The sequence below is a fragment of the Allobosea psychrotolerans genome, from assembly GCF_002917105.1.
Taxonomy (GTDB): Bacteria; Pseudomonadota; Alphaproteobacteria; order Rhizobiales; family Beijerinckiaceae; genus Allobosea; species Allobosea psychrotolerans.
Genome location: NZ_PQFZ01000013.1, coordinates 124,075 through 147,112, shown reverse-complemented (window position 1 = coordinate 147,112; position 23,038 = coordinate 124,075). Strand labels below are relative to the sequence as shown.

Here is a 23,038-nt window from a genome sequence, read left to right as displayed (position 1 = left end):
CCTCACTCCGCCGGTTGAGGCGCAGCGGGGACAGGCTTGGCGCGGGCAGCCTTGGCACGCTGCGGCGCCGCCAGCCGGAAGCGCCGGTCGGTCAGCGACAGCGCCCCACCGAAGGCCATCACGAGCGCGCCGATCCAGATCAACAGGATCAATGGCTTGTCATAGAGCCTGACGGCGATACCGCCATTGCCCTCCATCTCGCCGACATTGACATAGGCCTGGCTCAGGCCGTCAGTGCGGATGCCGGCCTCGCTCGTCGGCATGGCGCGAGCGGTGTAGACGCGCTTCATCGCCTCGACAGGCTTGAGCGGCCTCTCGCCCGACAGGATGCGGAACCGCACCACATCCTCGCGGAAATTCGGGCCGGGGCGCGGGGTGATGCTTTCCAGCACCACGGTGTAGCGGCCGCTGGTCAGGCTTTCGCCCGGCTTCAGGATGCCGATCGCCTCCGTGCTCCAGGCGGCGGCGGCGACGCCGATCACGCTCAGGCCGACGCCGGCATGGGCGAAGGCCGTGCCCCAGGCGGAGCGCGGCAAGCCCTTGGCTCGCGAGAGAACAGCCCGCAGGCCGCTGGCGCGCGCGACGATGCGCTCGCCGAGGTCGAAGATCGCGCCGGTGACCAGGAAAACGCCGAGCCCGATGCCGAGCGGCGCCAGCACCGGCCCGCCGCGCATATAGGCGAGCACGCCCACCGCGACGAGAATGCCGAGCCCGAAGGCGGCGGCGCTGCGCTGCGCCGCGCCGAGCAGATTGCCGCGCTTCCAGGCCAGCGACTGGCCGAGCGGCAGGATCAGCAGCAGCGGCACCAGCAGCGGCACGAAGGTCGCGTTGAAGAAGGGCGGGCCGACCGAGATCTTGTCCCCGGTCAGCATCTCCAGCACCAGCGGATAGAGCGTGCCGATGAAGACCGTGGCGCAGGAGGTCGCGATGAAGACGTTGTTGACGACCAGCGCCCCCTCGCGGGAGACCGGCGCGAACAGGCCGCCCTGCCTGAGCAAGGGCGCGCGCCAGGCGAAGAGCGCCAGCGAGCCGCCGACGAAGAAGATCAGGATCGCGAGAATAAAGAGCCCGCGCGCCGGGTCGCTGGCGAAGGAATGCACCGAGGTCAGCACGCCGGAGCGGACGATGAAGGTGCCGAGCAGCGAGAGCGAGAAGGTCAGGATCGCGAGCAGGATCGTCCAGACCTTGAGCGCGTCGCGCTTCTCCATCACCACGGTGGAATGGATCAGAGCCGTGCCGGCGAGCCAGGGCATCAGCGAGGCGTTCTCGACCGGATCCCAGAACCACCAGCCGCCCCAGCCGAGCTCGTAATAGGCCCAGTAGGAGCCCATCGCGATGCCCAGCGTCAGGAACACCCAGGCGAGCAGCGTCCAGGGCCGGACCGCGCGCGCCCAGACCGCGTCGATGCGCCCGTCGATCAGGGCCGCGACTGCGAAGGCATAGGTGATGGAGAAGCCGACATAGCCGACATAGAGCAGCGGCGGATGGATCGCGAGACCGAGGTCCTGGAGGATCGGGTTGAGATCCTGGCCCTCGCCCGGCGCCGGATCGAGCCGCCGGAAGGGGTTCGAGGTCAAGAGCGTGAAGGCGAGGAAGGCGACCGTGATCGTGCCTTGGGCGGCGAGCGTGCCAGCCCGCAGCCGCGCCGGCAGCGAATGGCGCGACAGCGCCACCAACGCCCCGAACAGCGTCAGGATCAAGACCCAGAGCAGCATCGAGCCTTCGTGATTGCCCCAGGCCGAGGTCAGTTTGTAGATCAGCGGCTGGGCTGAATGCGAGTTCGAAGCGACGTTCTCGACCGAGAAGTCGGACCGGACGTAAGACGCGACCAGGGCCGCGAAAGACAACGCGACCAGCAGGAAGCAGGTGATCGCCGCAGCGGTGCCGACCGAGGCCAGCGCCCGGTCATGGCGCGCCACGCCCCAGAGCGGCACCAGGGCCTGCACGACGGCGACGCCAAGCGCCAAGGCAAGCGCGAAATGGCCGATCTCGACGATCATGCGCGCCTCATTTGGTCACCGGGGACGGCGTGACGGGGGATGGGTTCGGGCTGGTCGCTCCGGGCTGCCAATGGCCCTGCTTCTTCAGCGTGTCGGCGACCTCGCGCGGCATATAGGTCTCGTCATGCTTGGCGAGGACCGAGTCGGCGCGGAAGCGGCCCGCGCCCTCGAAGACGCCTTCGGTGACGACGCCCTGCCCTTCGCGGAAGAGATCGGGCAGGAGCCCCTGATAGGTCACGTTGAGCGTGGTCTTGCTGTCGGTGATCGCAAAGACGACGCGCTGGCCTGGGCCACGCACGACCGAACCGGTCTCGACCAGCCCGCCGAGCCGCATGCGCGTGCCGGGCGCGAGCCCCTTCTCGACGATCTCGGTCGGTCCGTAGAAGAAGACGATGGTGTCGCGCATGGCGACGAGCACCAGCCCGGCAGCCAGGCAGAGCACGAAGCCGGCCGCGGCGATCAGGGCCAAACGGCGCTGCTTGCGGGTCCAGCGGCGCTTGGCGGCGATCGGAGGTAACGGCTCGGCAGCTGTCATGGCGCCTGCTCCTTCAGCCCGAGTTCGCCCGCCAGCCGGTCGAGCTGCACGAGTGCGGCGCTATCCTGCGACAGGCGCGAACGCGCCGTCGCGATTGCCTCGCGCGCGGCGGCCTTCTCGCCGAGCACGTTCTGCGAGCGGATCAATCTTTCCCATTCGGCCAGCGTGCCGCCGCCAGCCTTCAGGCGCTCGGCCAGCCCTTCGACCATGCCACGGATCGCGGCCTGCTGATCGGCCGCCGGCAGCCTGGCGATCGCGGCCCGCGCCGTGTCGCCATCGATCGCCTGCAGCCTCTGGCGGACGGCCGAGACCCAGGCCGCGCCGGGCGGCGCATCCTTGAGCAGGCTTTCGAACGCGGCAACCGCGCCCTGGCTGTCGCCGTCCTGCTCCCTGGCGATGGCGAGAAAGAAGCGCGCGCGCGGATTGCCGGGCTCGCGCTTGAGTGCCTCGGCGAGGGTTTCGCGTGCCTCGGCGGTTACCACGCCGCCGGCCGCAAGGATCTGAGCCTCACCGAGACCGGCGCGCATCTCCGCCCCGTCCTCGCCATTGCGGATCGCGGCGGCAAAGGCGCGCACCGCGTCTTCGGGCCGGCCCTGCCGCAGATAGACCGGCGCGAGCACCGCCCAGCCGCGGCCATCCGCCGGATTGGCCGCCAGATGCGCCTCGATGCGGGCCAGCGACACCGCGAAATCCTGCTGCGACGGATCGCTTCGCAACCGCGCCGAGAGCGGCTGGTCGGGGCGCGTGGGCGAGCCATAGGCGCCATAGACCAGCAATGCGAGCAGCGGCACGCAGGACAAGGCCAGCGCCGAGCTGGCACGGCGGCGGCGCAGCGACGATTCCGTCTCGCCGGCCGGATCGCCCTCCTTGTCGGCCGCGCGCAGGAGACGCCGCGCGGCCTCGACACGGGCGGCTTCAGCCTCGGCCGGGCCGATCAGCGTGCGACCGAGGTCACGGTCGATCTCATCGAGCTGGGCGCGATAAAGGCTCGCGGCATCCGAGCCGTCGGCGAAAGCCGCGCCCTGGCCACGGCCGAGCGGCCAGAGCAGCGCGAAAACCGCCGCCCCCGTCATGACCGCGAAGATGATCCAGATCAGCATCAGGAACTCTTAGACAATCGCGGGCCGCGCTTCACGCGCGAAGGTGGCGACAAAGGGTCACGCAGGCACCTCATCTCAGAGAGCCGCTCGTCTCAAACCGAAGGCAGGACGAGGCGGGCCCGCAAGCCGCCCAGCGGTGATTTCTGCAGCGAGAGGCCGCCGCCATAGAGCTTGGCCAGATCGGCGACGATCGACAGGCCCAGCCCCGAGCCCGGAATCGTCTCGTCGAGCCGCCGACCGCGCTTCAGCACATCCGCCATGGCCTCGTTGGGCAAGCCCGGCCCGTCATCGTCGATCAGGAGCGCGATGCGCTCAGGCCCGACATCGGATGGCGGCGCGAGGCTGACCTCGACGGTCGCGTCCGCCCATTTGAAGGCATTGTCGAGCAGATTGCCCAGCATCTCCTCGAAATCCTGCTTCTCGCCGCGAAACCGGATTCCGGCCGGCACGCTATGCGAGCCCGTGATGCCGCGCCCCTGCGAGATCTTCGAGAAGGTGCGGATCAGCGCATCGAGCGAGGGCGCGGTCTCCGTCACCCCGCCGAGCGCGCCCGACAGCGCAGCGGCCCGGGCGCGGTCGAGATAATACTGAACCTGGTCGCGCATGATCGCGGCCTGCGTCTTCACCATGTCGGGCAGCGCGCCCTGCCCGGCCTCCGCCTCGTTCAGCATGACGCTGAGCGGGGTCTTCAGCGCATGCGCCAGATTGCCGACCTGGGTGCGCGCCCGCTCCAGGATCTCGCGATTGGCGTCGATGAGCTGGTTCAGTTCCCCCGCCAGCGGAGCGAGATCGGGCGGATACTGCCCGGCAATGCGCGGCGCCTCGCCGGTCCGGACGGCCCCAACAGCGGCTCCCAGCCGCACCAGCGGCCGCAGGCCGAAGCGCACCTGGATGATCGTCGAGGCGACGAGCGCAAGCCCGAGCAGGACGAAGGTCAGCGTCAGGGCGAAGCGGAAATCGCGGATATCGCCGTCGATCTCGTCGGCGGGAGCCGCGACCGCCACGGTGAAGCGACCATCTTCACCGACATCGATCTCGCGTTCGAGGACGCGCAGGGAGCGGTCGTCCGGCCCTGAAATATAGGTTTCGCGCAGGCCTCGCGCATTGGGCGTCAATTGCTGGTCGAGCAATTTCGGCAACTGGCTGCCAACGAGCGAGCGCGAGGCGCGAATTGTCGGCTTCTCCCCGTCGAGCCGGATGATCTGCCAATACCACCCCGACAAGGGCAGATCGAAACGCGGCTCGCCGAGATCGCCGATCGCCTGCCGCTCCGCTTCGGGCGGCGCGGCGAGGTCGGCCACAAGCTCCTTGATGTAGACGCTGAGGCGCTCGTCGAAGCCGCGCTCGGCGGAGCGCCGGTAGAAGGTCGTGAGGCCGATGCCCGCCAGCATCAGCACCAGCGCGCAGCAGATCGCCGCCGAAAGGAAGAGCCGCGCGCCCAGCGAATAGCGGTGCGACTTCAACGGCATCGCGCGGGATCAGACCTTCTCGGGCGCAGCGGCGATGTAGCCGAGGCCCCGCACGGTCTCGATGACCTCGACGCCGAGCTTCTTGCGCAAGCGGCCGACGAAGACCTCGATCGTGTTCGAATCGCGGTCGAAATCCTGGTCGTAGAGATGTTCGACCAGTTCCGTACGCGAGACGACGCGGCCCTGATGATGCATCAGATAGGCGAGAAGGCGGTACTCATGCGAGGTCAGCTTGACCGGGTTGCCGTCGACGACGACGCGGCTGGCGCGCGTGTCGAGCCTCACCGGCCCGCAGATGAGTTCGGAGGTCGCATGTCCGGCGGCGCGGCGCAGCAAGGCGCGCACGCGCGCCAGGAGCTCCTCGACATGGAAGGGCTTGACCACATAATCGTCGGCGCCGGCATCGAAGCCCGCGACCTTGTCGCTCCAGCGGTCGCGCGCCGTCAGGATCAGCACCGGCATCGCCTTGCCGGCGCGGCGCCAGCCCTGCAGCACGGCGACGCCATCGACCTTCGGCAGGCCGAGATCGAGAATGACGGCGTCATAGGGCTCGGTCTCGCCGAGATAGAGCCCTTCCTCACCGTCGAAAGCCTTGTCGACCGCATAGCCGGCATTCTCCAGCGCGGTGACGATCTGGCGGTTGAGGTCCTTGTCGTCCTCGACGACGAGCAGTCTCACGGTCGCGTACTCCTGCTTAGTAAAGCTATCTGCCAGATTGGCGATGATATCTGGCCCGGCCGGGCCCGAATCGCGAGGCCTCGCACTCAGCGTATGGTCGCGACCTTGCCAGATTGGCCCTCGAGCGTCACGCGGGCGACGCGGCCGTCTCGCTTCAGCGTCGTGATCACATAGACATATTCATCGCCCTGGCGGCAGAGCCGGATGCGCAAGACCTCGCCCGGCGCCGCATTGCGGGCATGGCGCGAGGCCTGCGCAGGCTGGATGACGCGCCCATCCGCGATCGCCTCGCGCATCTCCTGCGCGGAGAGGCATGAGATCGGCGTCGGGTCGTCGATCTGGACGATCGGCAGCGGGGCCGCGAGCAGAGCGAGAGCGAAGATGGGTTCAACGGGCATCATCGACATGCGCTAATCCCGGCCGACTGAACACTCCATGAATACCATGGCGTGCATCGGCGCAAAGTATGTCACCGAATCATCCCCCGTCCACGTCCTTCATGGCCGCGCCCGATCACGGCGCCGACCCGGGCGATCACGAGCGCGACATCTGCCTGCGGCGAGACCTTCCATGGTCGCTTCCGATTGCGGGTTCAAATTGGCTGGCCGCCGCGCTATCCAGCCCTCCCGACGAGTAAGGAGCGCGCCATGGGCCTCGGACGAATGATCGCAGCCTTCGGGCTGACGCTGTCTGCGATGGCGGTGCCGCAGATGGCGGGAGCTGTGGTCGGCGGCCGCGATGGCGGCCCGGCCGCGGCATCGACCCTGATGGTGCTGAATGCGCGCGGCGGCGTCTGCTCGGGCATCGTCCTGTCGTCGCGTACCATCCTGACGGCGGCGCATTGCGCCGATGGCGGCACGGATCTGCGCATCCACTGGAAGGAGGGCGGCAGCGACGAGCCCGTGCTGATCGCCCCCGCCAGCGTCGCCATCCACCCCGAATTCAACGGCGGGGCCGTCGCCAATCGCCGGCGCTCGATCGATCTCGTGCTGCTGCGCGTCCAGGTCGCGCTGCCGGCCCGCTTCGTCCCGGCGACGCTGGTCGATGGCGACCTGCCGCGCGCCGGCTCCGCGGTGACGCTCGCCGGCTATGGCGTGACCCGCGAAGGCGAGGCCCGCACCACCGGAACCTATCGCTCGGCCGGGCTCGTTACTGTGGAGCCTTATGGTCCCGGCCGTATCCTGATCTGGGCGGCCGATGCGGCCGGGCTCGGCAAGAAGGCGGGCGCCGGCGCCTGCCTGGGCGATTCCGGCGGGCCAATAACCTCAGCCGATGGCGGCGTCATCGCCGTCGCCAGCTGGTCGACCGGCCCCTCGGGCAAGAGTTGCGGCCTGTTGAGCCAGGGCGTTCTCGTCGCCCCCCAGCGCGGCTGGATCGACAAGACATTGTCGAACTGGGGCGAGAGCGCCAGCTGGACAACACGCCGCTGACGGGAGGGCCAGAGGTTCTGTCAGGGCTGATGTGGCGAGGTCAAAACGCCGGAGATGGCAGGAGCATCGCGCAGGCGATGCGACGTTGCAGCTCCGTCGCGTTCACCTCACCCGCAGGGCGCGCCGGCATTCGCGCAAGATCGCCAGCGTCAAATCGTCTCCATAGTCCCTAACCGCCTCTAGACTGGCAAGCAGCAACCCATACATTGAAGCCAGTTCGAAGCTTGGTCGCCATCATGACATTGCGCGCAATTGCACTCGCCACTGCACTCGTGGCCGCCGCCTCCCCTGCGCTCGCCGTCGTGGGCGGCACGACATCGCGGGACGCCGGCGGCATGCGGGCCTCGACCTTGCGGGTCGAGACCAGCCGCGGCGAACTCTGCTCCGGCGCGGCGATCGCGCCCGAGCTGGTCCTGACCGCCGCTCACTGCCTGATGGGCGGCGGCTCGATCCGCGTCGTCAGCCTCGATCCGCGGTTTCGCGCGCGCCGCCACGCCGTGATCGCCGTACTGCCGCATCCGAGCTTTGTCCCGGGAACGACGCCGCGCACGCAGCCCGGCACCGATCTCGCCCTCCTGCGGCTCGCATCGCCGCTGCCGCCCGATATCGAGCCGCTTTCGCTCGGCGGCGGCCTCTGGCAGGGCGAGGCCGTGACCATGGCGGGCTACGGGCTCGCGCTCGAGGACAACAAGAGCACGGCGCGGCGCCTGCGCGAGACACCCCTGGTCAATGCCGGCAACTACACCACGGCCAACACCGTGAAGGTCGCGGTCGACACGCAGACCAAGGGCGAGAGCCCCGGCGCCGGGGCCTGCCGCGGCGATTCCGGCGGCCCCGTGCTGCGCGGTTCGCCTGCCTCGCGCGATCTCGTCGGCATCGTCAGCTGGTCGAGCGGCCCGCTCAACTCGCGGACCAGGCGCATCTGCGGCGGCTTCACCGCGATCACGCCGATCAACGAGCATCGCCCCTGGATCACGGAAGCCAGCGCGCGCCTGCTCGCGCTCGGCACTGGCGGCCGGCAGGAGGAAGCGCCCCAGCCGCCCGCCAGCTATAGCTGGTGGTTCTCGCGCTGATCCCGCTCGGGCCGAGAACGTCAGCCGCTTGATCGCGGCTAAATCCTGGAGGCCGGGACCCATCGGAGAGCGTCATGGTCGGGCTTGACCCGACCATCTCTGGGAAGCCGGCCTCTTGCCGGTGCTTTTTCCGGCATGAGATTCTCGGGTCTCCTTCGCTACGCCCGAGAATGACGCCGCTACCCTTCTCCCCTCGCGGGAGAAGGGTTCCCCGAGCCCAGGCGTCAATGCGGAACGCCTAATTCGGATTCCGCAGATAGCTCAGGCTCTCCTCGGGCAGGGCGTAGTCGATCTCGCGGCGAAGGCTCCAGAACTCCGAGCGCGGCCGGTCCGCTATTTGAACAGGCAGGCTTGCGCGCATCGTCCGGTGCGGCAGGAAGGCCACTCAGAGACTATTCGTCCTTTAACCCCTCTTCCCTCGAGACGCCGCTGCGCGGCACCTCGGGGTGAGGGCTGGCGTTTCCAAACGGCCGCTCAAGCCTGCTCCTTCTCCACCCATTTGATCGTCGCGGCCGGGACATATTGCTCCATCCGGTCGAGCAGGGTCGCGGGCTCCGTATCCGTGATCGCCATGGCGCGATGGGTCGGCTTCAGGAAGCCGGCATCGACGGTGTTGTCGAGGAAGGCCGCGAGCGGGTCGTAGAAGCCCGCGACATTGAGGAAGGCGAGCGGCTTGGAGTGGATGCCGAGCTGGCCCCAGGTCCAGATCTCGAACAGCTCCTCAAACGTGCCGATGCCGCCGGGCATGGCGATGAAGCCGTCCGAAAGCTCGGCCATCCGCGCCTTGCGGATATGCATGGTCTCGACGATTTCGAGCCGCGTCAGGCCGTGATGGCCGACCTCCTTCTCGCGCAAGGCGCGCGGAATGACGCCATGGACCTCCCCGCCGGCCTCGAGCGCGGCATTGGCGACGATGCCCATCAATCCGACCGCGCCGCCGCCATAGACCAGGACGAGGCCGCGCCGGGCGATCTCGGCGCCCATGGCGCGGGCGCCCGCCGCATAGACGGGCTCATTGCCGGGATTGGACCCGCAGAAGACGCAAACCGATTTCATGAACCCAATGCCTGCAAGATGCGCGCCCAGGAGCGCTGTCCCTTATGGAAGGAGGAGAGGTCGTATTTCTCGTTGGGCGAATGCACCCGGTCGTCGTCGAGGCCGAAGCCTACGAGCAGCGTGTCCATGCCGAGCAGGCGCTTGAAATCGCCGACCACCGGCACCGAGCCGCCCGAGCCGATCGTCACCGCCTTGCGGCCCCATTCCTCGGTCAGGGCCGCCCGCGCCTTGGTCAGCGCCGGTGAATCGGCGGGCACCGCGATTGCCGGCGAGGCGCTGTAGACGATGAACTCGGCGGAGATGTCGTCGGGCAATTGCGCGCGGACATAGGCCTGGAAGGCGGCGGCGATCTTGTCGGGGTCCTGCTTGCCGACGAGGCGGAAGGAGACCTTGGCCGAGGCCTTGGCGGCGATTACCGTCTTGGTGCCCTCACCCGTATAGCCGCCCCAGATGCCGTTGACGTCGCAGGTCGGGCGCGACTGGATCTGCTCGATCAGCATGCGCCCCTTCTCGCCGATCGAATGCTTCAGGCCGATCTGGCCGAGGAATTCCTCTTCCGTCAGCCCCAGATCGGCCCAATCGGCCTTCTGCGAATTCGACGGTTCCTCGACGCCTTCATAGAAGCCGGGAACCGTGATGCGGCCGGTCTCGTCATGCAGGCTCGCGATGATGCGCGAGAGCACATGCACCGGATTGGCGGCCGCGCCACCGAACAGGCCCGAATGCAGGTCGCGATCGGCGCATTTGATCGTGACCTCCTGATAGACCATGCCGCGCAGCGAGGCGGTGATTGCCGGCGTGTCGCGGTCCCACATGCCGGTGTCGCAGACCAGCGCGATATCGGCCTTCAACGCCTCGGCATTTTCGCGGACGAAGGCCGGCAGGTTGACCGAGCCGGATTCCTCCTCGCCCTCGACCAGGATGGTGACGCCAACAGGCAGATCGCCCGTCTCGGCAATGGTGGCGCGCATCGCCTCGACGAAGGTCATGACCTGGCCCTTGTCGTCGCAGGCGCCGCGCGCGACGATGACCTTGCGGCCGGGCGCGATCTCCTTGACCACCGGCTTGAACGGCTCGGTGTCCCAGAGATTCAGCGGGTCGACCGGCTGCACGTCGTAATGGCCGTAGAACAGCACATGCGGCGCGCCGGGCTTGGGCCGGTGCGCCAGCACGACGGGCTGGCCGGGCGTCTCGCCGAGCGAGGCCTTGAAGCCGAGCGATTCCAGATCCGCCCGCAGCCACTCCGCGGCGCGGCGGCTATCGGGCCAATAGGCGGAATCCGTCGAGATCGAGGGGATTTCGAGCCAGGACGACAGCCGCGCGAGCGAGGCGTCGAGATCGGCATCGAGACGGGAGAGAACGGCAGGAAGCTTGGACATGGCGCTCAACGGGTCAGGGGCCCTCGTCATCCGAGAGCCGATTCAGGTTGCGCCATCATGACAAGGCTTGAGGGCTGCGTCAGCCCGCCTTGCCGCATGGCGCGGTTGCTTGGTCGCGCGCGCTTTCCCTTCTCCCCTCGCGGGAGAAGGTGGATCGGCGAAGCCGAGACGGATGAGGGGGCGCCGTGAGCTCACAGTATGACCTGAACACGACGCCAGCCGGACAGGGCACGGCGCCCCCTCATCCGGCGCTGCGCGCCACCTTCTCCCGCCAGGGGAGAAGGGAAGTGGGCGCGTCATTCTCGGCCGGAGCGAAGCGGAGAGCCGAGAAGCTCTGGCAAGAGATGCTCGGGTCTTCGCCCGAGCATGACGCACCCTCCCCTTACCGCTTCCCGCCCAGCATGCTGCCGAGCACCCCGCGCAAAATCGCGGTGCCGACCTGGCGGCCGATCGAGGTCGCGGCCGAGCGTGCGGCCGAGGTGATGATCTTCTCGGTCATGCTCTGCGGCAGGGCCCCGCCGCGGCTGCCGGGGCCGGTCTTGGGGCGTGGCGCGTTCGAACCGCCGCCGAGCCAGCCGCCGATCGTGTCCATGATGCCGCCGCCGCCCGTGGTCGAGGCTTCGATCGGCGATCCGTCGGGCTTCAGGTTCTTGCGCCGCATCAGCTCCTCGTAAGCCGAGTCGGCGTCGATCATGGTGTCGTATTTGCCCTTGAAGCCGGAGGCGTTCATCGCCTGCTGGCGCTCCTGCACGCTGCAGGGGCCGACCTGCGCCATGGGCGGCGCGATCAGCGTGCGCTCGACCATGGTCGGCGTGCCCTTGCCCTCCAGCGTCGAGGTCAGCGCCTCGCCGACGGCAAGCTGGGTGATCGCCTCCTCGGTCTTGAATTTCGGGTTCTGGCGGAAGGTTTCGGCCGCTGCCCGCACCGCCTTCTGGTCGCGCGGCGTGAAGGCGCGCAAGGCGTGCTGGACGCGGTTGCCGAGCTGGGCCAGCACCGTATCGGGGATATCGAGCGGGTTCTGCGTGACGAAATAGACGCCGACGCCCTTCGAACGGATCAGCCTGACCACCTGCTCGACCGCCGTCAGCAGGGCTTTCGGCGCGCCGTTGAACAGGAGATGCGCCTCGTCGAAGAAGAAGACGAGTTTTGGCTTGTCGAGATCGCCGACCTCGGGAAGCTGCTCGAACAATTCCGAGAGCAGCCAGAGCAGGAAGGTGGCGTAGAGCCTGGGATTGGCCATCAGCTTGTCGGCCGCCATGATGTTGACGATGCCTCGGCCGTCGCGGTCGGTCTTCATCAGGTCGTTGATGTCGAGCGCCGGCTCGCCGAAGAACAGATCGCCCTTCTGGTTTTCGAGCACCAGCAATTGCCGCTGGATCGTGCCGACCGACTGGGCGGTGACATTGCCGTATTTCGTCGTCAGATCCGAGGCGTTCTCGGCGATGAAGGAGAGGATCGCGCGCAGATCCTTCAGATCGAGCAATAAGAGCTTCTGCTCGTCGGCGATGCGGAAGGCGATGTTGAGCACGCCCTCCTGGGTGTCGTTGAGGTCGAGCAGCCGGGCGAGCAAGAGCGGGCCCATCTCGGAAATGGTGGCGCGGACGGGGTGGCCCTGCTCGCCGAAGACGTCCCAGAACACGGTGGTGAACTGGTCGGGCTCGTATGTCACGCCGATGTCCGCGGCGCGCTTGACGAAGGCCGGCTTCGAATCGCCGGGCGCGGCTATCCCCGACAGATCGCCCTTGATGTCGGCGGCGAAGACCGGCACGCCGTTGCGGGCAAAGCCTTCCGCCATCACCTGCAAGGTCACGGTCTTGCCCGTGCCGGTCGCGCCCGTCACCAGCCCGTGGCGATTGGCGAGCTTGAGCAGGAGGTTCTCAGCCTTCCAGCTCTTGCCGATCAGGATCGCGCCATCCTCCACCACGAGATCTGCTTTCGCCATGCCGTCCGCCTGTTGTGTTATCGAAAAGTCAGGGCAAGGGTGTAGCGAAAGGCGCCAGCCGGCGGAAGCCTCAGGGGAATCGCATTTGGATTTTTGAGCCCTCATCCTGAGGAGCCGCGGCACGCGGCGTCTCGAAGGATGCTCCAGTTTGCTCCAGAAACGCCTTCTGGAGCATCCTTCGAGACGCACTTCCTGCGGAAGCGCTCCTCAGGATGAGGGCTGTGGGGTCACACGCGATCGCTCTGACGGATGCCCCTGGCCGCTTGATTAGATCGTTAATATGTGAACTATCGCGCGACCGCACCGTGCCGCCAGAATTTCGTACCGCCAAGGACAGGGACAAGACCCATGGACGAACTGATCTCCCGCATCATCGCGGCCTCCGGCCTCGATGAGAGCCTCGCCCGCAAGGCGATCGGCATCATTCTCGCCTTCCTGCAGAAGGAAGGCCCGCCGGCCGAGATCGGCCAGCTGATGACCTCCCTGCCCGGCGCGCAGGAGCTTGCCGATGCCGAGAGCGGCGCCAAGGGCGGGCTGATGGGCATGGTCGGCGGCCTGATGGGCGGTGGCGGCGGCGTCATGGCGCTCGGCGGCCAGTTGATGGGCGCCGGCCTCTCGATGGGCCAGATCCAGTCGGTCTCGAAGGAGATGTTCGCGGTCGGCCGCGAGAAGGCGGGCGAGGACACGATGGGCGCAATCGTCGGCGCCATTCCGGGGCTCGGTCAGTTCGTCTAAGCGAGACCTGAGAGACCAGCAAGCGAAGCCGCCCGGAATGGGCGGCTTTTTTGTTGAGTGGTGGGAGTTAGGGGTGGCTGGCGCGGCGAGTGTCGCGCCTGGGTGGGAAGCGATCGCGGCTGATAAGTAGCCGGTCAGAAGCTGTGCCATCTATTCTGGATCGGATCGTGCGCGCACATCTTAGCAATCTGTACCCTTGGGACTGTTGACAGAGCCCGGTCGTCGGAGACGACACATCGCTTCCTGGAGCGCTGGAAAGTTCTCGCTCGTTCCGAGCGCATGTTGAACCAAAGCGACAATGGCCCGCCCCTCTCGATGAGCCATTGCTTCCGCGCTTTCGCCATTCTGACCATAGCCCCATACCATCCAGACAGCCCCTAGATGCTCGCCAACCCGCACCACCGCTTGATGAAAATCGTTGCCTGGCATCGGGTGAACGACGGCTCGGCAGACGATGGTGACCTCGCCCAGTGTTTTGGGTAACAAACGGAGCGGCTCGCTTTCCTTGGTACAATTGAATGGTCCATCGGTGCCCACGTCCTGAAGTCGGCGGAGATCCACAAACTTGAAGCGATTGATAGGAAGGGCTTGCTGTGTTGCAGCCCATGGATTGTCGCATACCGATCGCGCCCACTCTCTGGTGAGTTGAGGACATACGAAGCGCTGGCGCATGTCGGCGTCGTTCCATCCGTATGTTCTAACCGCCACGGAAAGCTCGTTCATTTCCGAGGGGTGTCGTGGGTCAGCGGTATCTCGCAGGAGCTTACTCACCGCCTCATTTACACGTTTGCCATCACCTGCCCGATCAAGAGCAAAGGATGCCCCCCTATAGGCATAGTTCTCCAAGGCGACGAAGGGCAGGACGAGTGCGTGCTCTCCGATCGCCACGTGAATATCTGTAGCTAGACGCTTCAGAGATGCCTCTAGCGCATCGTCTGCGCCACAAGACGCTGCAACGAGACACAAGCCCGCCGTAAGCAACGAGCGCAGCATCAGCGAGTGTATGGAGAGCGGCCTTCTCATATCCCAAGATAGCATAGACGGGTAAATGGCCGATTGAGGTCTTGCTGGAAAGTGAACGAACTTGTGCAGCACGTCGTGAGCTGACCGTTCCAGGTCTCTGGATTCTTTCGAGCCTCCGTTGGAGATCTGTCGATACCGCCTATGGCGTTTCGCATTGAGGTTGAAACGGCCTGGTCATCCCGGGCGACCGGAGGGAGAACCGGGATCCAATCCTGAGCCTTGCCGATAACTGCTCCGGCATGGATCCCGGATCGGCGCCGCTGACGCGGCTTGTCCGAGATGACATGCCCTCTGATGCGATCCGATCGCAGCCTGACCTAATACGGACGGCCTTCAGCGCCGAGCAATGACGTTATTCTCCGCCGTCATTCCGGGACATGGCGCAGCCATGGGCCCGGAACCCAGAACCGATGCCTGCCCTCGTGACGCGAGCCGGCCCCCCCCTGCCCTTCTCAAGCAGCGGCATCGGTTCTGGGTTCCGGGCTCGATCCTTCGGATCGCCCCGGAATGACGGCGGAGCCTTGGCCATAAACCGGCTCAAAGGCCGTCGGCATCACGCCCCAAGCGCCCTGAAAATCAGCGCGGCGTTGATCCCGCCGAAGGCGAAGGAGTTCGACATCGCGACCGGAACCGGCATCGCCCGGCCCTGATTGGGCAGGCAGTCGAAGTCGCATTCGGGGTCGGGAGCGTCGAAATTGGCGGTCGGCGGGGCCATGCCATTCTCGATCGCCATGATCGTCGCGATCGCCTCGAAAGCGCCGGCAGCGCCCAGCGCGTGGCCGGTCACGCCCTTGGTCGAGGAGACCGGCGGCAGCGGCTGATCGCCGAAGAGGCGCTTCAAGGCCAGCGTCTCCGTGCGGTCATTGGCGCGGGTGCCGGTGCCATGGGCGTTGATATAAGCGAGATCGCCAGCGCCCAGCCCGGCGTCAGCCAGGGCCAGGCTCATGGCGCGCACCATGCCCTCGGCATTGGGGGCGACGATGTCACCCGCATCGGCGCTGAAGCCGAAGCCTGCCGCCTCGATCGCGGGCTCGAGGCCGCGGCTGCGCGCATGCGCCTCGGTCTCCAGCACGACGACGCCCGCGCCCTCCGACAGCATGAGGCCGTCGCGCCCCGCGGCAAAAGGCCGGCAGAGGCTGCGCGACATGATCTTCATGGCGTCCCAGGCGATCAGGGTTCCAGCCGAGAGCGGGGCCTCCGTACCCCCGGCGATGACGATGTCGGCGAGGCCTGAGCGCAGGAACTGCATGGCGATGCCGATGGCGTGGCTCGCGGAAGCGCAGGCGCTCGAGGTCACGAAGCAGGGGCCGGTCGCGCCCGAGGTGATCGAAACCCAGCTTGCCGAGGAGCTGACCATGACCTTGGGCACGGTCATCGGATGCGGGCGCTTGTTCAGCTGGTAGAGCCTCGAATACTGGTCGTCGACGCTGCATTGCCCACCGGCGGAGTTGCCGAGGATGACGCCGACGCGCTCGGGGCGCGGCAGGCCGCTTCCCAGCCCGGCAGCGACCAGCGCCTGGCGCGCCGCCGCGACGGCAAACAGGGCGTTGCGGTCGCAGGCCGAGCGGGGGAGCTCCAGCCCCGCCATGAAGCCTTCGCCCTGGACTTCCGCGACGCGGATGCCCTTGCCCGGCAAGGCGGAGGCTTCGCCCACGCTCCCGCGCCCCGCCAGCAGAGCCTGCCAGTAGCTGTCCGTGTCGCAACCGACGGGGGAGACGATGCCGAGGCCGGAGACGACGATCCGCGTCGTCCCGCCTGCTTTCATGCCGCCGCCTGCCTTCATGCTGCCCGCTTTTTGGCCACGAGCTTGCCGACTTCGTCGCAGAGCTCGCCGATCGTCTTCACATCGTTGATGTTGTTGTTGGCGTTGTAGTCGATCTCGATGTTGAAATGGTCTTCGAGCTTGAAGATGATCTCGACGAAATCATAGGAGTTGAAGCCGGTATCCTCGAGCAGGGTCTCAGGTCCCCAGGCAACGGGCGCAAGCTTTCCCCGGCCGCGCGATGCGTTTTCCGCAATGACCTGCTTGAGCATCTCGATGAGGACATCGATCGTGACCACTGGCGCCTCACTCGTCATGGTCTTGGTGCTTTCCTCATTCGACTTCGCCCACCCGCACATTGGCTTGAGTCCGCCAGGGCCGTAAACCGCTTATCGGTTCAGCGCGCAACCGGTGCGGAGCATGCAAGCGGGACGCCGGGACACTCCGGCCCTCATCCTGAGAGGCTGACCCGCAATGAAGCCAATGATGTCAATGGCTCTGTCCTGACTATCTACCCGCCGTCATTCCGGGGCGATCCGAAGGATCGAGCCCGGAACCCAGAACCGATACCGCTGCTTGAGACGGCGCGGGGCAGCCGGCTCGCTTCACGAGGACACGCATCGGTTCTGGGTTCCGGGCTCAGGCCTGCGGCCTGCCCCGGAATGACGGCAGAGAACAACGCCATCGCCCAGCGCTGAAGGCCGTCAGGATCAAACAGTCGCTACGCGATGGGCCCGATCGAATCGTCCAAATAATACCATTGCGCGAGGTGGCGCAGGATGATCGGCTCGATCCGGCTGTTGATGAGGGCGACGTCGGCGAGCGCGTCGTCACTGTCGGGATCCATGAAGAACGGCTCCTCGAAATGCAGCTTGAAGCGGACGCCTTCGAGACGCTCGCAATAGACCACGACCAGCTGCGCGCCGGTGCGCCGGGCGAGCTTGGCCACCAGGGCAAGATTGCCCTTGATGTGAGGCGGGCGCCCGAACAGCGGCGCCATCATCGTGCCGCCGCGCTTTTCGTCGGGGAAGACGGCAAGGACGCCGTTACCCTTCAGGATGGACAGCGCCTGCAGCGCGCCGATCCGGTCGGGGGAGAGCACCTTGACGTCGAGGCCGCTGCGCGTCGCATCGGCGATGTCGCGATGGGCCGCATTCTCCGGAACCTCGGAGATCGAGGCGATCGAAACGCCGATCTTCTGCATCGCTGCAGCCACCACCTCCCAATTGCCGAGATGCAGGCACAGCGCGATGGTCGGGAGCTTGCCGAGATTGGCGCGGGGGGCCTCGATGCCGACGAGTTCCATCCGCCTGGCGGAGGTCAGGCGATGGACGATGGAGAACTCAGCCATCAAGCGCCCGACATTGTCGACGAAGCGCCAGACCAGCGCCTCGACCTGCGCCTCGGGCATGGCCGGGAAATGCCGACGGATATTGGCGCGGGCCTTGCGGGCGACATCCGGGTCGATGAAGCGGATCTTGAGCCAGGCCAGGCGGGCGCCGAGATTCGAGACGAACCCGATCGGCATGTGCCGCATGGCGTGATGCAGCACGCGCTCCAGGGTCTGCATGGGTCACGATCCATACCAGAGGGTCTGTCGGGCAGAACGCTCGACGATGCGGGCGGGCAAGCCACCCTGCGGACGCAGTGTCGGGCGGCAGGCCGGCTCGAGCCTATAGCCTCATCGGGGCGACGCTTCAAAGCGGCGCTTTGTTCAGGCAGGGACCCATGGCTTGAGTGTCGCGCGCGAGATCGCCAGGGCCAGCCGCCGGGAAGCCGATATTGATGGTCATCACCTTGTGCGGGGCCAATTCATATGGCGGACTTCCAGCTGTCGAGCCGCCCTTTCCACCCTTCTGCCAGCGATGACGATTTTTGCGTGGAAGACCACTTGAAGCTTGCGATAGCTCACCCTGCTCAGGCTATGGTGCTTGCACAACCAACGCTTGCAATGGCGGAGTAATGATAGCCCCTGACCAACGGCATCTCGCTCCGCTGTCGCATGCCCAGAGCTGGTTGCAGCACCTGCCGCTGAGATGGGGCCGCAATGTCGGCATCATCGGCCTGGCAATCTCCACGGCATCCTTGCTTCTCACGCTGCTGTCTTCAGGTACGGTGTCGCCGAGCCTCGTCACGTCTCATCTCGCGACTTCGGCTGCATTCGCCTTCCTCTCAGGTCTCGTCGGGCTTCTGGCCTGTTTCGGCCTGCGCAAGCCCTTCCGGCGCAGCCCGACGGAAGCGGTCGGACGGATCACGCCCAGATTCGTCACGGGCGCAGCGGTTCTCACCGGCGCGCTGCTGCTCATAGAGTTCCTGTTCCAGTGGCGGGAAGGCCATCGTCTCGCCCTGTCCGGCAACGCGGCCGAGGACGCCGGATATTGCGTTGGCTTTGTGGGATCAGCGGCCCTCCTCGGGTTCCTCGTCTCGCTCGTATCGAAATGGGGGTTGAGACGGGCGATCAAGCGCGACGGGACATCTCCTGGGCTGGAACACAGGGAGTCTCTGATCTCGCCGGTCGCCGGCGAGCTTGCGACCACCCCTGGCCCCGGCCCGATCAGTGTCCTCCCCGCGCGCCGATCCATAAACTTCATCGCCCAGCACTGGCGCGGCGAAAACTCGCTGGCATGGTCGTATTGGGGCGTTGCCGTCGTCGGCTACGCGCTCGCACTGGGCGCGATCACCGGCGTCGGGCTGCTCTTCTCCACGGATAAAGGTTTCGATCCAGGACCGATCTTCTGGCTTCGGCTCGCCACCTGGTCGATCGTTTTCGTCGTTCTGTTCTGGCAGGTCGTCGGCACCTGGCGGTCCGCTACCCATCATGCTGCGTGCAGGACCGCTGCCAATCTCGGCACGGGCTGGGCGACGGCTGCGAAGATCATGCTGGTGCTCGGCGTGGTCCGCACCCTTGCGGATTTCGCGCAGGGCGGCGCGCTGCAACTGGCCGAGACCTACGATATGGCTTTCCGGGGCGATCCGCGGATGCCGGCCTACTCGCTTCGCGTCATGAGGAACGGCACCGAGATAGAGGTCTCCGGCGGCTTCAAATTCGGCTTGACCGCCGATTTCGAGCGCGTCGTCAGCGCCTCCCCGCAGATCAGGGTGGTGCATCTCACCAGCGGGGGCGGCCGCCTCGGCGAAGCTGCTAAGCTGGGCAAGGCGATAAGCCGCAGAGGCCTGCTCACCTATGTGCCGACGCATTGCGAATCCGCCTGCACACTGGCCTTCGCCGCGGGCCGAGAGCGATGGCTCCACAGGAGCGGCAAGCTCGGCTTCCACGGGCCGGCATTCCCGGGCACGACGACCGCCGATCTGGAGGCCGCCGCGAGCGCATGGAAGACGCAGTACAGAACTGCGGGCTTTGCCCAGAGCTTCGTCGATCGGGCCCTCGCCGTGCCCAGCGCCGAGATCTGGTACCCCACAATGCCGGAATTGACCGCCGCCCGGGCCGTCACGAGCATTGCCGACGGCTCCGAATTTGCGGCGTCCGGCTATGAGACGCGCGCGGCTGTAGAGCTGTTCGCCAAGAACCTGGCGAAAAATATTCCGGCATTCGGCGCCATGCAGGCCCGTCTTCCCCAGGATTTCCAGCGGATCGCCGGGACTTATTACGATGGCTATATGAACGGCCTGTCGGAAACCGAACTCATAGCCGCGCTCCGCGAGCAGCTGATACAGGTCATCCAAGTCAACAAGGCCAGGGCGGACGACGCCGTGCTCATCGGGTTCGCCAAGGTGGCCCTGGACCGTTATGTCGCGCTGGGGCAGCGAAACCCGAGCCTTTGCTATCGCTATGTCACGGGTGTCGGCGGCCCGGTGAACATCTCGAACGAGGTGCCGCAGGCTTCGATCCAGCGTGAACTGGCGCTCGGCGAGCAAGCGATCGCCACCTCCGCGCCACGTCCGCCGATCGACCCGCAGATCCTGGAAACGTTGATGAACCGGGTGCAGGCGATACTCGCCAAACGCTTTACCGCGGAGAAGCTGGGCATCTTCCAGCTGCCTTCCGTTCCGCCAGTGCTGCATGCGGATTACTGCAACATCACGGCGGCGATGTATCAGGAGATCCTGGCGCTGCCCCCGGCCGAAGCCGCGCTCATCCTGCGCAGCTTCGAGACACAGTAATGGGCGAAGCTTGAAAGCGATGACCGCCGGCATGGCCAAGGACATGCTATCGGTATTGCCGCTGGCCTTGCGGGCAACGGCTGGGTCGGCCTCATCGCCTTGTCGGGGGCTGGACGCATATCGGCGGGCACAATGGCGCTTTGTTCAGCCTGGAACTCAGGGCTGAGCGTCCCATCGCTGCGGCCAAGGCCGATCGGCCCCCACGGCGCAGCGCGAATCCAGTTTGCTGCGGGTATAGCGTGGCCAAATTTTCTGAAGACCGGCTTCCTCGTCATCTGAGTAAAGCCAGCCACAACCTTCCAAACAGCCTACCGCTCCCGCGCAACGCGAAAGCCGTTGGTCTGGAAGCGCACATCAAAATCATATTTGAAGCGCGAGGCCGAACGGACATATTGCGGCTCGCTGCTGAACGACCCGCCGCGCAATACGCGTTCCTTGCAGCCCGGCTTCACCCAGGCCGAGCCATTGGCGGGGGCGGATCTGTAGCTGTCGTTCCAGCAGTCCTCCACCCATTCCGCCACGTTTCCCGACATGTCATGGAGGCCGAAACCATTGGGCGGATAGCTTGCGACGGCAACCGCGCCGGTCGAGCGCGCGCCATCGCAGCCCGAACAGTTGGCGCGCCCCTTTTCCATCGTCTTGCCCCAGAAATAGCTGGTGGCCCGGCCTGCGCGCGCGGCGTATTCCCACTCGGCCTCGGTCGGCAGCCGATAGCTCTGGCCGGTCTTTTTCGACAGCCAGGCGACGTATTGCTGCGTGTCCTCCCAGCTCAGATTGCCGACCGGCCGCTTGCCTCGGCCGGCGCCGCGATCGTCCGGCGAGAACGCGCAGCCCTTGGCCGCGACGCAGGCATCCCATTCATCGTAGGTCACTTCGGTGCGGCCGATATAAAACGGCTTCCGGATGGTGACGGTGTGGACCGGCGCCTCGAAGCGGAACTGTTCGGTCGATCCCATGGCGAAAGCGCCCGCTGCGATGGGAATCATCGGCGGGCACTCGGCGCAATCCTGCAAGGGAGCATTGGCAGGCGCGACCGGCGCAGCGGGAGCGGGCGCAGAGGGGGGCGGCGCCTTGCCGCTCAAGCGCTCGATCCGGGCGCGCGCCTCGGCTGCATAGAGCCCGTTTGGCCAGGCATCGAGATAAATCCGAAAATCGCCGAGATCCGTCTTGTCCTTGATCGAATTCCAGTAGCGGGTTTCGAGGCTGCCTGCATCAGCGGCCGGCGCGGCCGGGGCCGCTTGAGCCAGAACAATAGCGCCGGGAGGGCGCGGCGTCGATGACCCGGCGCAAGCCGGATGCGGCAACAGCCAGACGATGAGGCCCAATGCGACAGCCACGAGCCTGGATGCAGGCGTCAGATAGGGAAAGCCGGAGCCCAGGATCACATTCAATTCAGCTGCCATGGACTACCATCGTCTGCGAAATACCGGGAGCGGGGCAAGATTCTAAAGATCTTACAATCATCGGATCAGAGTTACTCGCGCCGCGCCGACGTTTTTCGACATCCACTCCTGTCTCTCCCGCACCTGTCTACCAGCGCCGCTGCCTGTGCGGCCTCACCACCCTCACTTCGATCCGCCGTGACATGACCGGCGGATCATGCGGGATATGGTCTTGATCGCCCAGCACGAGCTGCAGCGTGTGCCGGCCGGGTGTCAGCGTGATCTTCTTCTCAGTCTCACCGCGGCCAAAATGGAGATGGTTCGGATCGCTGGCGATGGGCTCACCCAAAGCGGGTGTAGGCCGGTCGATGATGAGATGGTGATGCCCGGTGCCGGCCTTGACGACACCTGCCGGGGCGACCCCCATATTGCGCAGTCCAAACCGGACCGTCAGGTTTTGCGGGACGACCGAGCCGTTGGAAAGGCCGATGAAATAGACCTCCGAATCCGGCAGCGACGCCGTGCGCCCGGGCGCGGTGGCCTTGTCGGACACCGTCACGTGGATCACCGCGGACATGATCGGAGGATTATGCGGCACATGGTCATGGTCGCCGAGCAGCAATTGCAGCGTATGCGGACCCGGAGCGAGAACAAGCTCGGCTTCCGTCTGGCCGCGCCCGAAATGCAGATGGCCGGGATCGCTCGGAATCGGCTCGCCCAGCGGCGGCACCGGGCTGTCGATCAGAAGATGGTGATGGCCGGAATTGGCTTTCGCGACCGCCGCCGGAACAACTTCGAAATTGGATGCGCTGAACCTGAGGGTGAGCTTCGGCGGAATGACGGCGCCATCCTTGAGATCCGTGAAAGAAACCACGGCATCGGGCCGGATCGGCGTGCGCGCTGTCTGCGCCGGGGCGAGCGCGGGCGTCAGGAGCAGGATCGAACACACCGCCAAGGCCCGCAAGGCATAACGATCCAGCATGATCCAGCTCCTTCGCAACCAGCTCGTCACAGGAGTAGCGCAACAGGAGTAGCAAACCGGCCCTGGAAAGGCAAAAAACTGCGCTCCGGCGATGATCGCCGGCATGGCCGGGGACTTGGGGCTGCGCGTTCCCCTTCTCCCGCGAGGGGAGAAGGGACGAGCGCTCGTCATTTTCGGGGCTGCGCTGCCACTGTCGACAATGCCTTGAGACCCGCCAGCACCATCAACTTCACCGTCTGGCCTGCTAACTTCCTTCACCCCACCACACCACATTCACGCACGCCCCTTACGACGAACTAGGCATGGCGGTGCGCCCGCACCCATGGCAATCAGCGCTTCGCGATTGCACAATGGCAGGGCAGAGGGAGCA

The 23,038-nt window shown here is 66.3% G+C and carries 19 protein-coding genes; 4 read left to right on the top strand and 15 right to left on the bottom strand.

Features of this window, described 5'->3' with window-relative positions:
- Positions 1–2: 2 nt before the first annotated feature.
- The 6 genes from CYD53_RS20465 to CYD53_RS20440 all read right to left on the bottom strand — a co-directional run bounded on the left by CYD53_RS20465 (position 3) and on the right by CYD53_RS20440 (position 6,189).
- Positions 3–2,000: a heme lyase CcmF/NrfE family subunit gene (locus CYD53_RS20465; protein WP_103719929.1), complete on the bottom strand. Its 1,998-nt coding sequence runs from the start codon at positions 1,998–2,000 to the stop codon at positions 3–5.
- Between the two features lie 7 nt (positions 2,001–2,007).
- On the bottom strand, positions 2,008–2,535 hold the full coding sequence (gene ccmE / locus CYD53_RS20460; RefSeq protein ID WP_103719928.1) for a cytochrome c maturation protein CcmE: 528 nt from the start codon (positions 2,533–2,535) through the stop codon (positions 2,008–2,010).
- The gene (gene ccmI, locus CYD53_RS20455) at positions 2,532–3,635 is read right to left on the bottom strand and encodes a c-type cytochrome biogenesis protein CcmI (RefSeq protein ID WP_103719927.1); all 1,104 of its coding nucleotides are present in this window, start codon (positions 3,633–3,635) and stop codon (positions 2,532–2,534) included. Before ccmI ends, ccmE begins: the two co-directional genes overlap by 4 nt.
- 92 nt (positions 3,636–3,727) lie before the next feature.
- Positions 3,728–5,104 (bottom strand): sensor histidine kinase, encoded by a 1,377-nt coding sequence (locus CYD53_RS20450; RefSeq protein ID WP_103719926.1) that lies wholly within the window; start codon positions 5,102–5,104, stop codon positions 3,728–3,730.
- Positions 5,105–5,113: 9 nt separating this feature from the next.
- Positions 5,114–5,782: a response regulator transcription factor gene (locus CYD53_RS20445; protein WP_103719925.1), complete on the bottom strand. Its 669-nt coding sequence runs from the start codon at positions 5,780–5,782 to the stop codon at positions 5,114–5,116.
- Positions 5,783–5,868: 86 nt separating this feature from the next.
- Positions 5,869–6,189, bottom strand: coding sequence for a PepSY domain-containing protein (locus CYD53_RS20440; RefSeq protein ID WP_103719924.1), 321 nt, complete (start codon positions 6,187–6,189; stop codon positions 5,869–5,871).
- Between the two features lie 240 nt (positions 6,190–6,429).
- On the opposite strand from CYD53_RS20440, the gene CYD53_RS20435 reads away from it, so the two are divergent.
- Together CYD53_RS20435 and CYD53_RS20430 are read left to right on the top strand one after the other, a co-directional pair.
- A complete protein-coding gene (locus CYD53_RS20435) occupies positions 6,430–7,212 on the top strand; it encodes a S1 family peptidase (RefSeq protein ID WP_103719923.1) in 783 nt (260 codons plus the stop codon).
- Between the two features lie 236 nt (positions 7,213–7,448).
- Positions 7,449–8,285 (top strand): S1 family peptidase, encoded by an 837-nt coding sequence (locus CYD53_RS20430; protein ID WP_245928352.1) that lies wholly within the window; start codon positions 7,449–7,451, stop codon positions 8,283–8,285.
- 474 nt (positions 8,286–8,759) lie between these two features.
- Here CYD53_RS20430 and CYD53_RS20425 read toward each other — a convergent pair whose 3' ends face one another.
- From CYD53_RS20425 to CYD53_RS20415, 3 genes are all read right to left on the bottom strand, one after another.
- On the bottom strand, positions 8,760–9,341 hold the full coding sequence (locus tag CYD53_RS20425) for an LOG family protein (RefSeq protein WP_103719922.1): 582 nt from the start codon (positions 9,339–9,341) through the stop codon (positions 8,760–8,762).
- Complete coding sequence (locus CYD53_RS20420; protein ID WP_103719921.1) at positions 9,338–10,720, bottom strand: dipeptidase; 1,383 nt, start codon at positions 10,718–10,720, stop codon at positions 9,338–9,340. The genes CYD53_RS20425 and CYD53_RS20420 overlap by 4 nt, the downstream gene beginning before the upstream one ends.
- A gap of 382 nt (positions 10,721–11,102) precedes the next feature.
- A complete protein-coding gene (locus CYD53_RS20415; protein WP_103719920.1) occupies positions 11,103–12,662 on the bottom strand; it encodes a helicase HerA-like domain-containing protein in 1,560 nt (519 codons plus the stop codon).
- Between the two features lie 348 nt (positions 12,663–13,010).
- Between CYD53_RS20415 and CYD53_RS20410 the strand changes: the two genes are divergently transcribed.
- Positions 13,011–13,397 (top strand): hypothetical protein, encoded by a 387-nt coding sequence (locus CYD53_RS20410; RefSeq protein ID WP_103719919.1) that lies wholly within the window; start codon positions 13,011–13,013, stop codon positions 13,395–13,397.
- A 180-nt stretch (positions 13,398–13,577) separates the two neighbouring features.
- Here the strand turns inward: CYD53_RS20410 and CYD53_RS29985 are convergent, their stop codons facing one another.
- The 4 genes from CYD53_RS29985 to CYD53_RS20395 form a co-directional block, all read right to left on the bottom strand.
- Positions 13,578–14,285, bottom strand: coding sequence for a hypothetical protein (locus tag CYD53_RS29985; RefSeq protein WP_146055958.1), 708 nt, complete (start codon positions 14,283–14,285; stop codon positions 13,578–13,580).
- A gap of 688 nt (positions 14,286–14,973) precedes the next feature.
- A complete protein-coding gene (locus tag CYD53_RS20405; protein WP_103719959.1) occupies positions 14,974–16,185 on the bottom strand; it encodes a beta-ketoacyl-[acyl-carrier-protein] synthase family protein in 1,212 nt (403 codons plus the stop codon).
- Positions 16,186–16,199: 14 nt separating this feature from the next.
- On the bottom strand, positions 16,200–16,499 hold the full coding sequence (locus CYD53_RS20400) for an acyl carrier protein (RefSeq protein ID WP_181011954.1): 300 nt from the start codon (positions 16,497–16,499) through the stop codon (positions 16,200–16,202).
- 404 nt (positions 16,500–16,903) lie between these two features.
- On the bottom strand, positions 16,904–17,752 hold the full coding sequence (locus tag CYD53_RS20395; RefSeq protein ID WP_103719917.1) for a lysophospholipid acyltransferase family protein: 849 nt from the start codon (positions 17,750–17,752) through the stop codon (positions 16,904–16,906).
- A 392-nt stretch (positions 17,753–18,144) separates the two neighbouring features.
- Here CYD53_RS20395 and CYD53_RS20390 point away from each other — a divergent pair, with 392 nt between their 5' ends.
- Positions 18,145–20,304, top strand: a complete 2,160-nt coding sequence (locus CYD53_RS20390; RefSeq protein ID WP_103719916.1) for a COG3904 family protein — start codon at positions 18,145–18,147, stop codon at positions 20,302–20,304.
- Positions 20,305–20,612: 308 nt separating this feature from the next.
- On the opposite strand, the gene CYD53_RS20385 is transcribed toward CYD53_RS20390, so the two are convergent.
- On the bottom strand, positions 20,613–21,707 hold the full coding sequence (locus tag CYD53_RS20385) for a formylglycine-generating enzyme family protein (RefSeq protein ID WP_103719915.1): 1,095 nt from the start codon (positions 21,705–21,707) through the stop codon (positions 20,613–20,615).
- Positions 21,708–21,834: 127 nt separating this feature from the next.
- Complete coding sequence (locus tag CYD53_RS20380) at positions 21,835–22,926, bottom strand: DUF4399 domain-containing protein (protein ID WP_245928351.1); 1,092 nt, start codon at positions 22,924–22,926, stop codon at positions 21,835–21,837.
- Between the last annotated feature and the right edge of the window lie 112 nt (positions 22,927–23,038).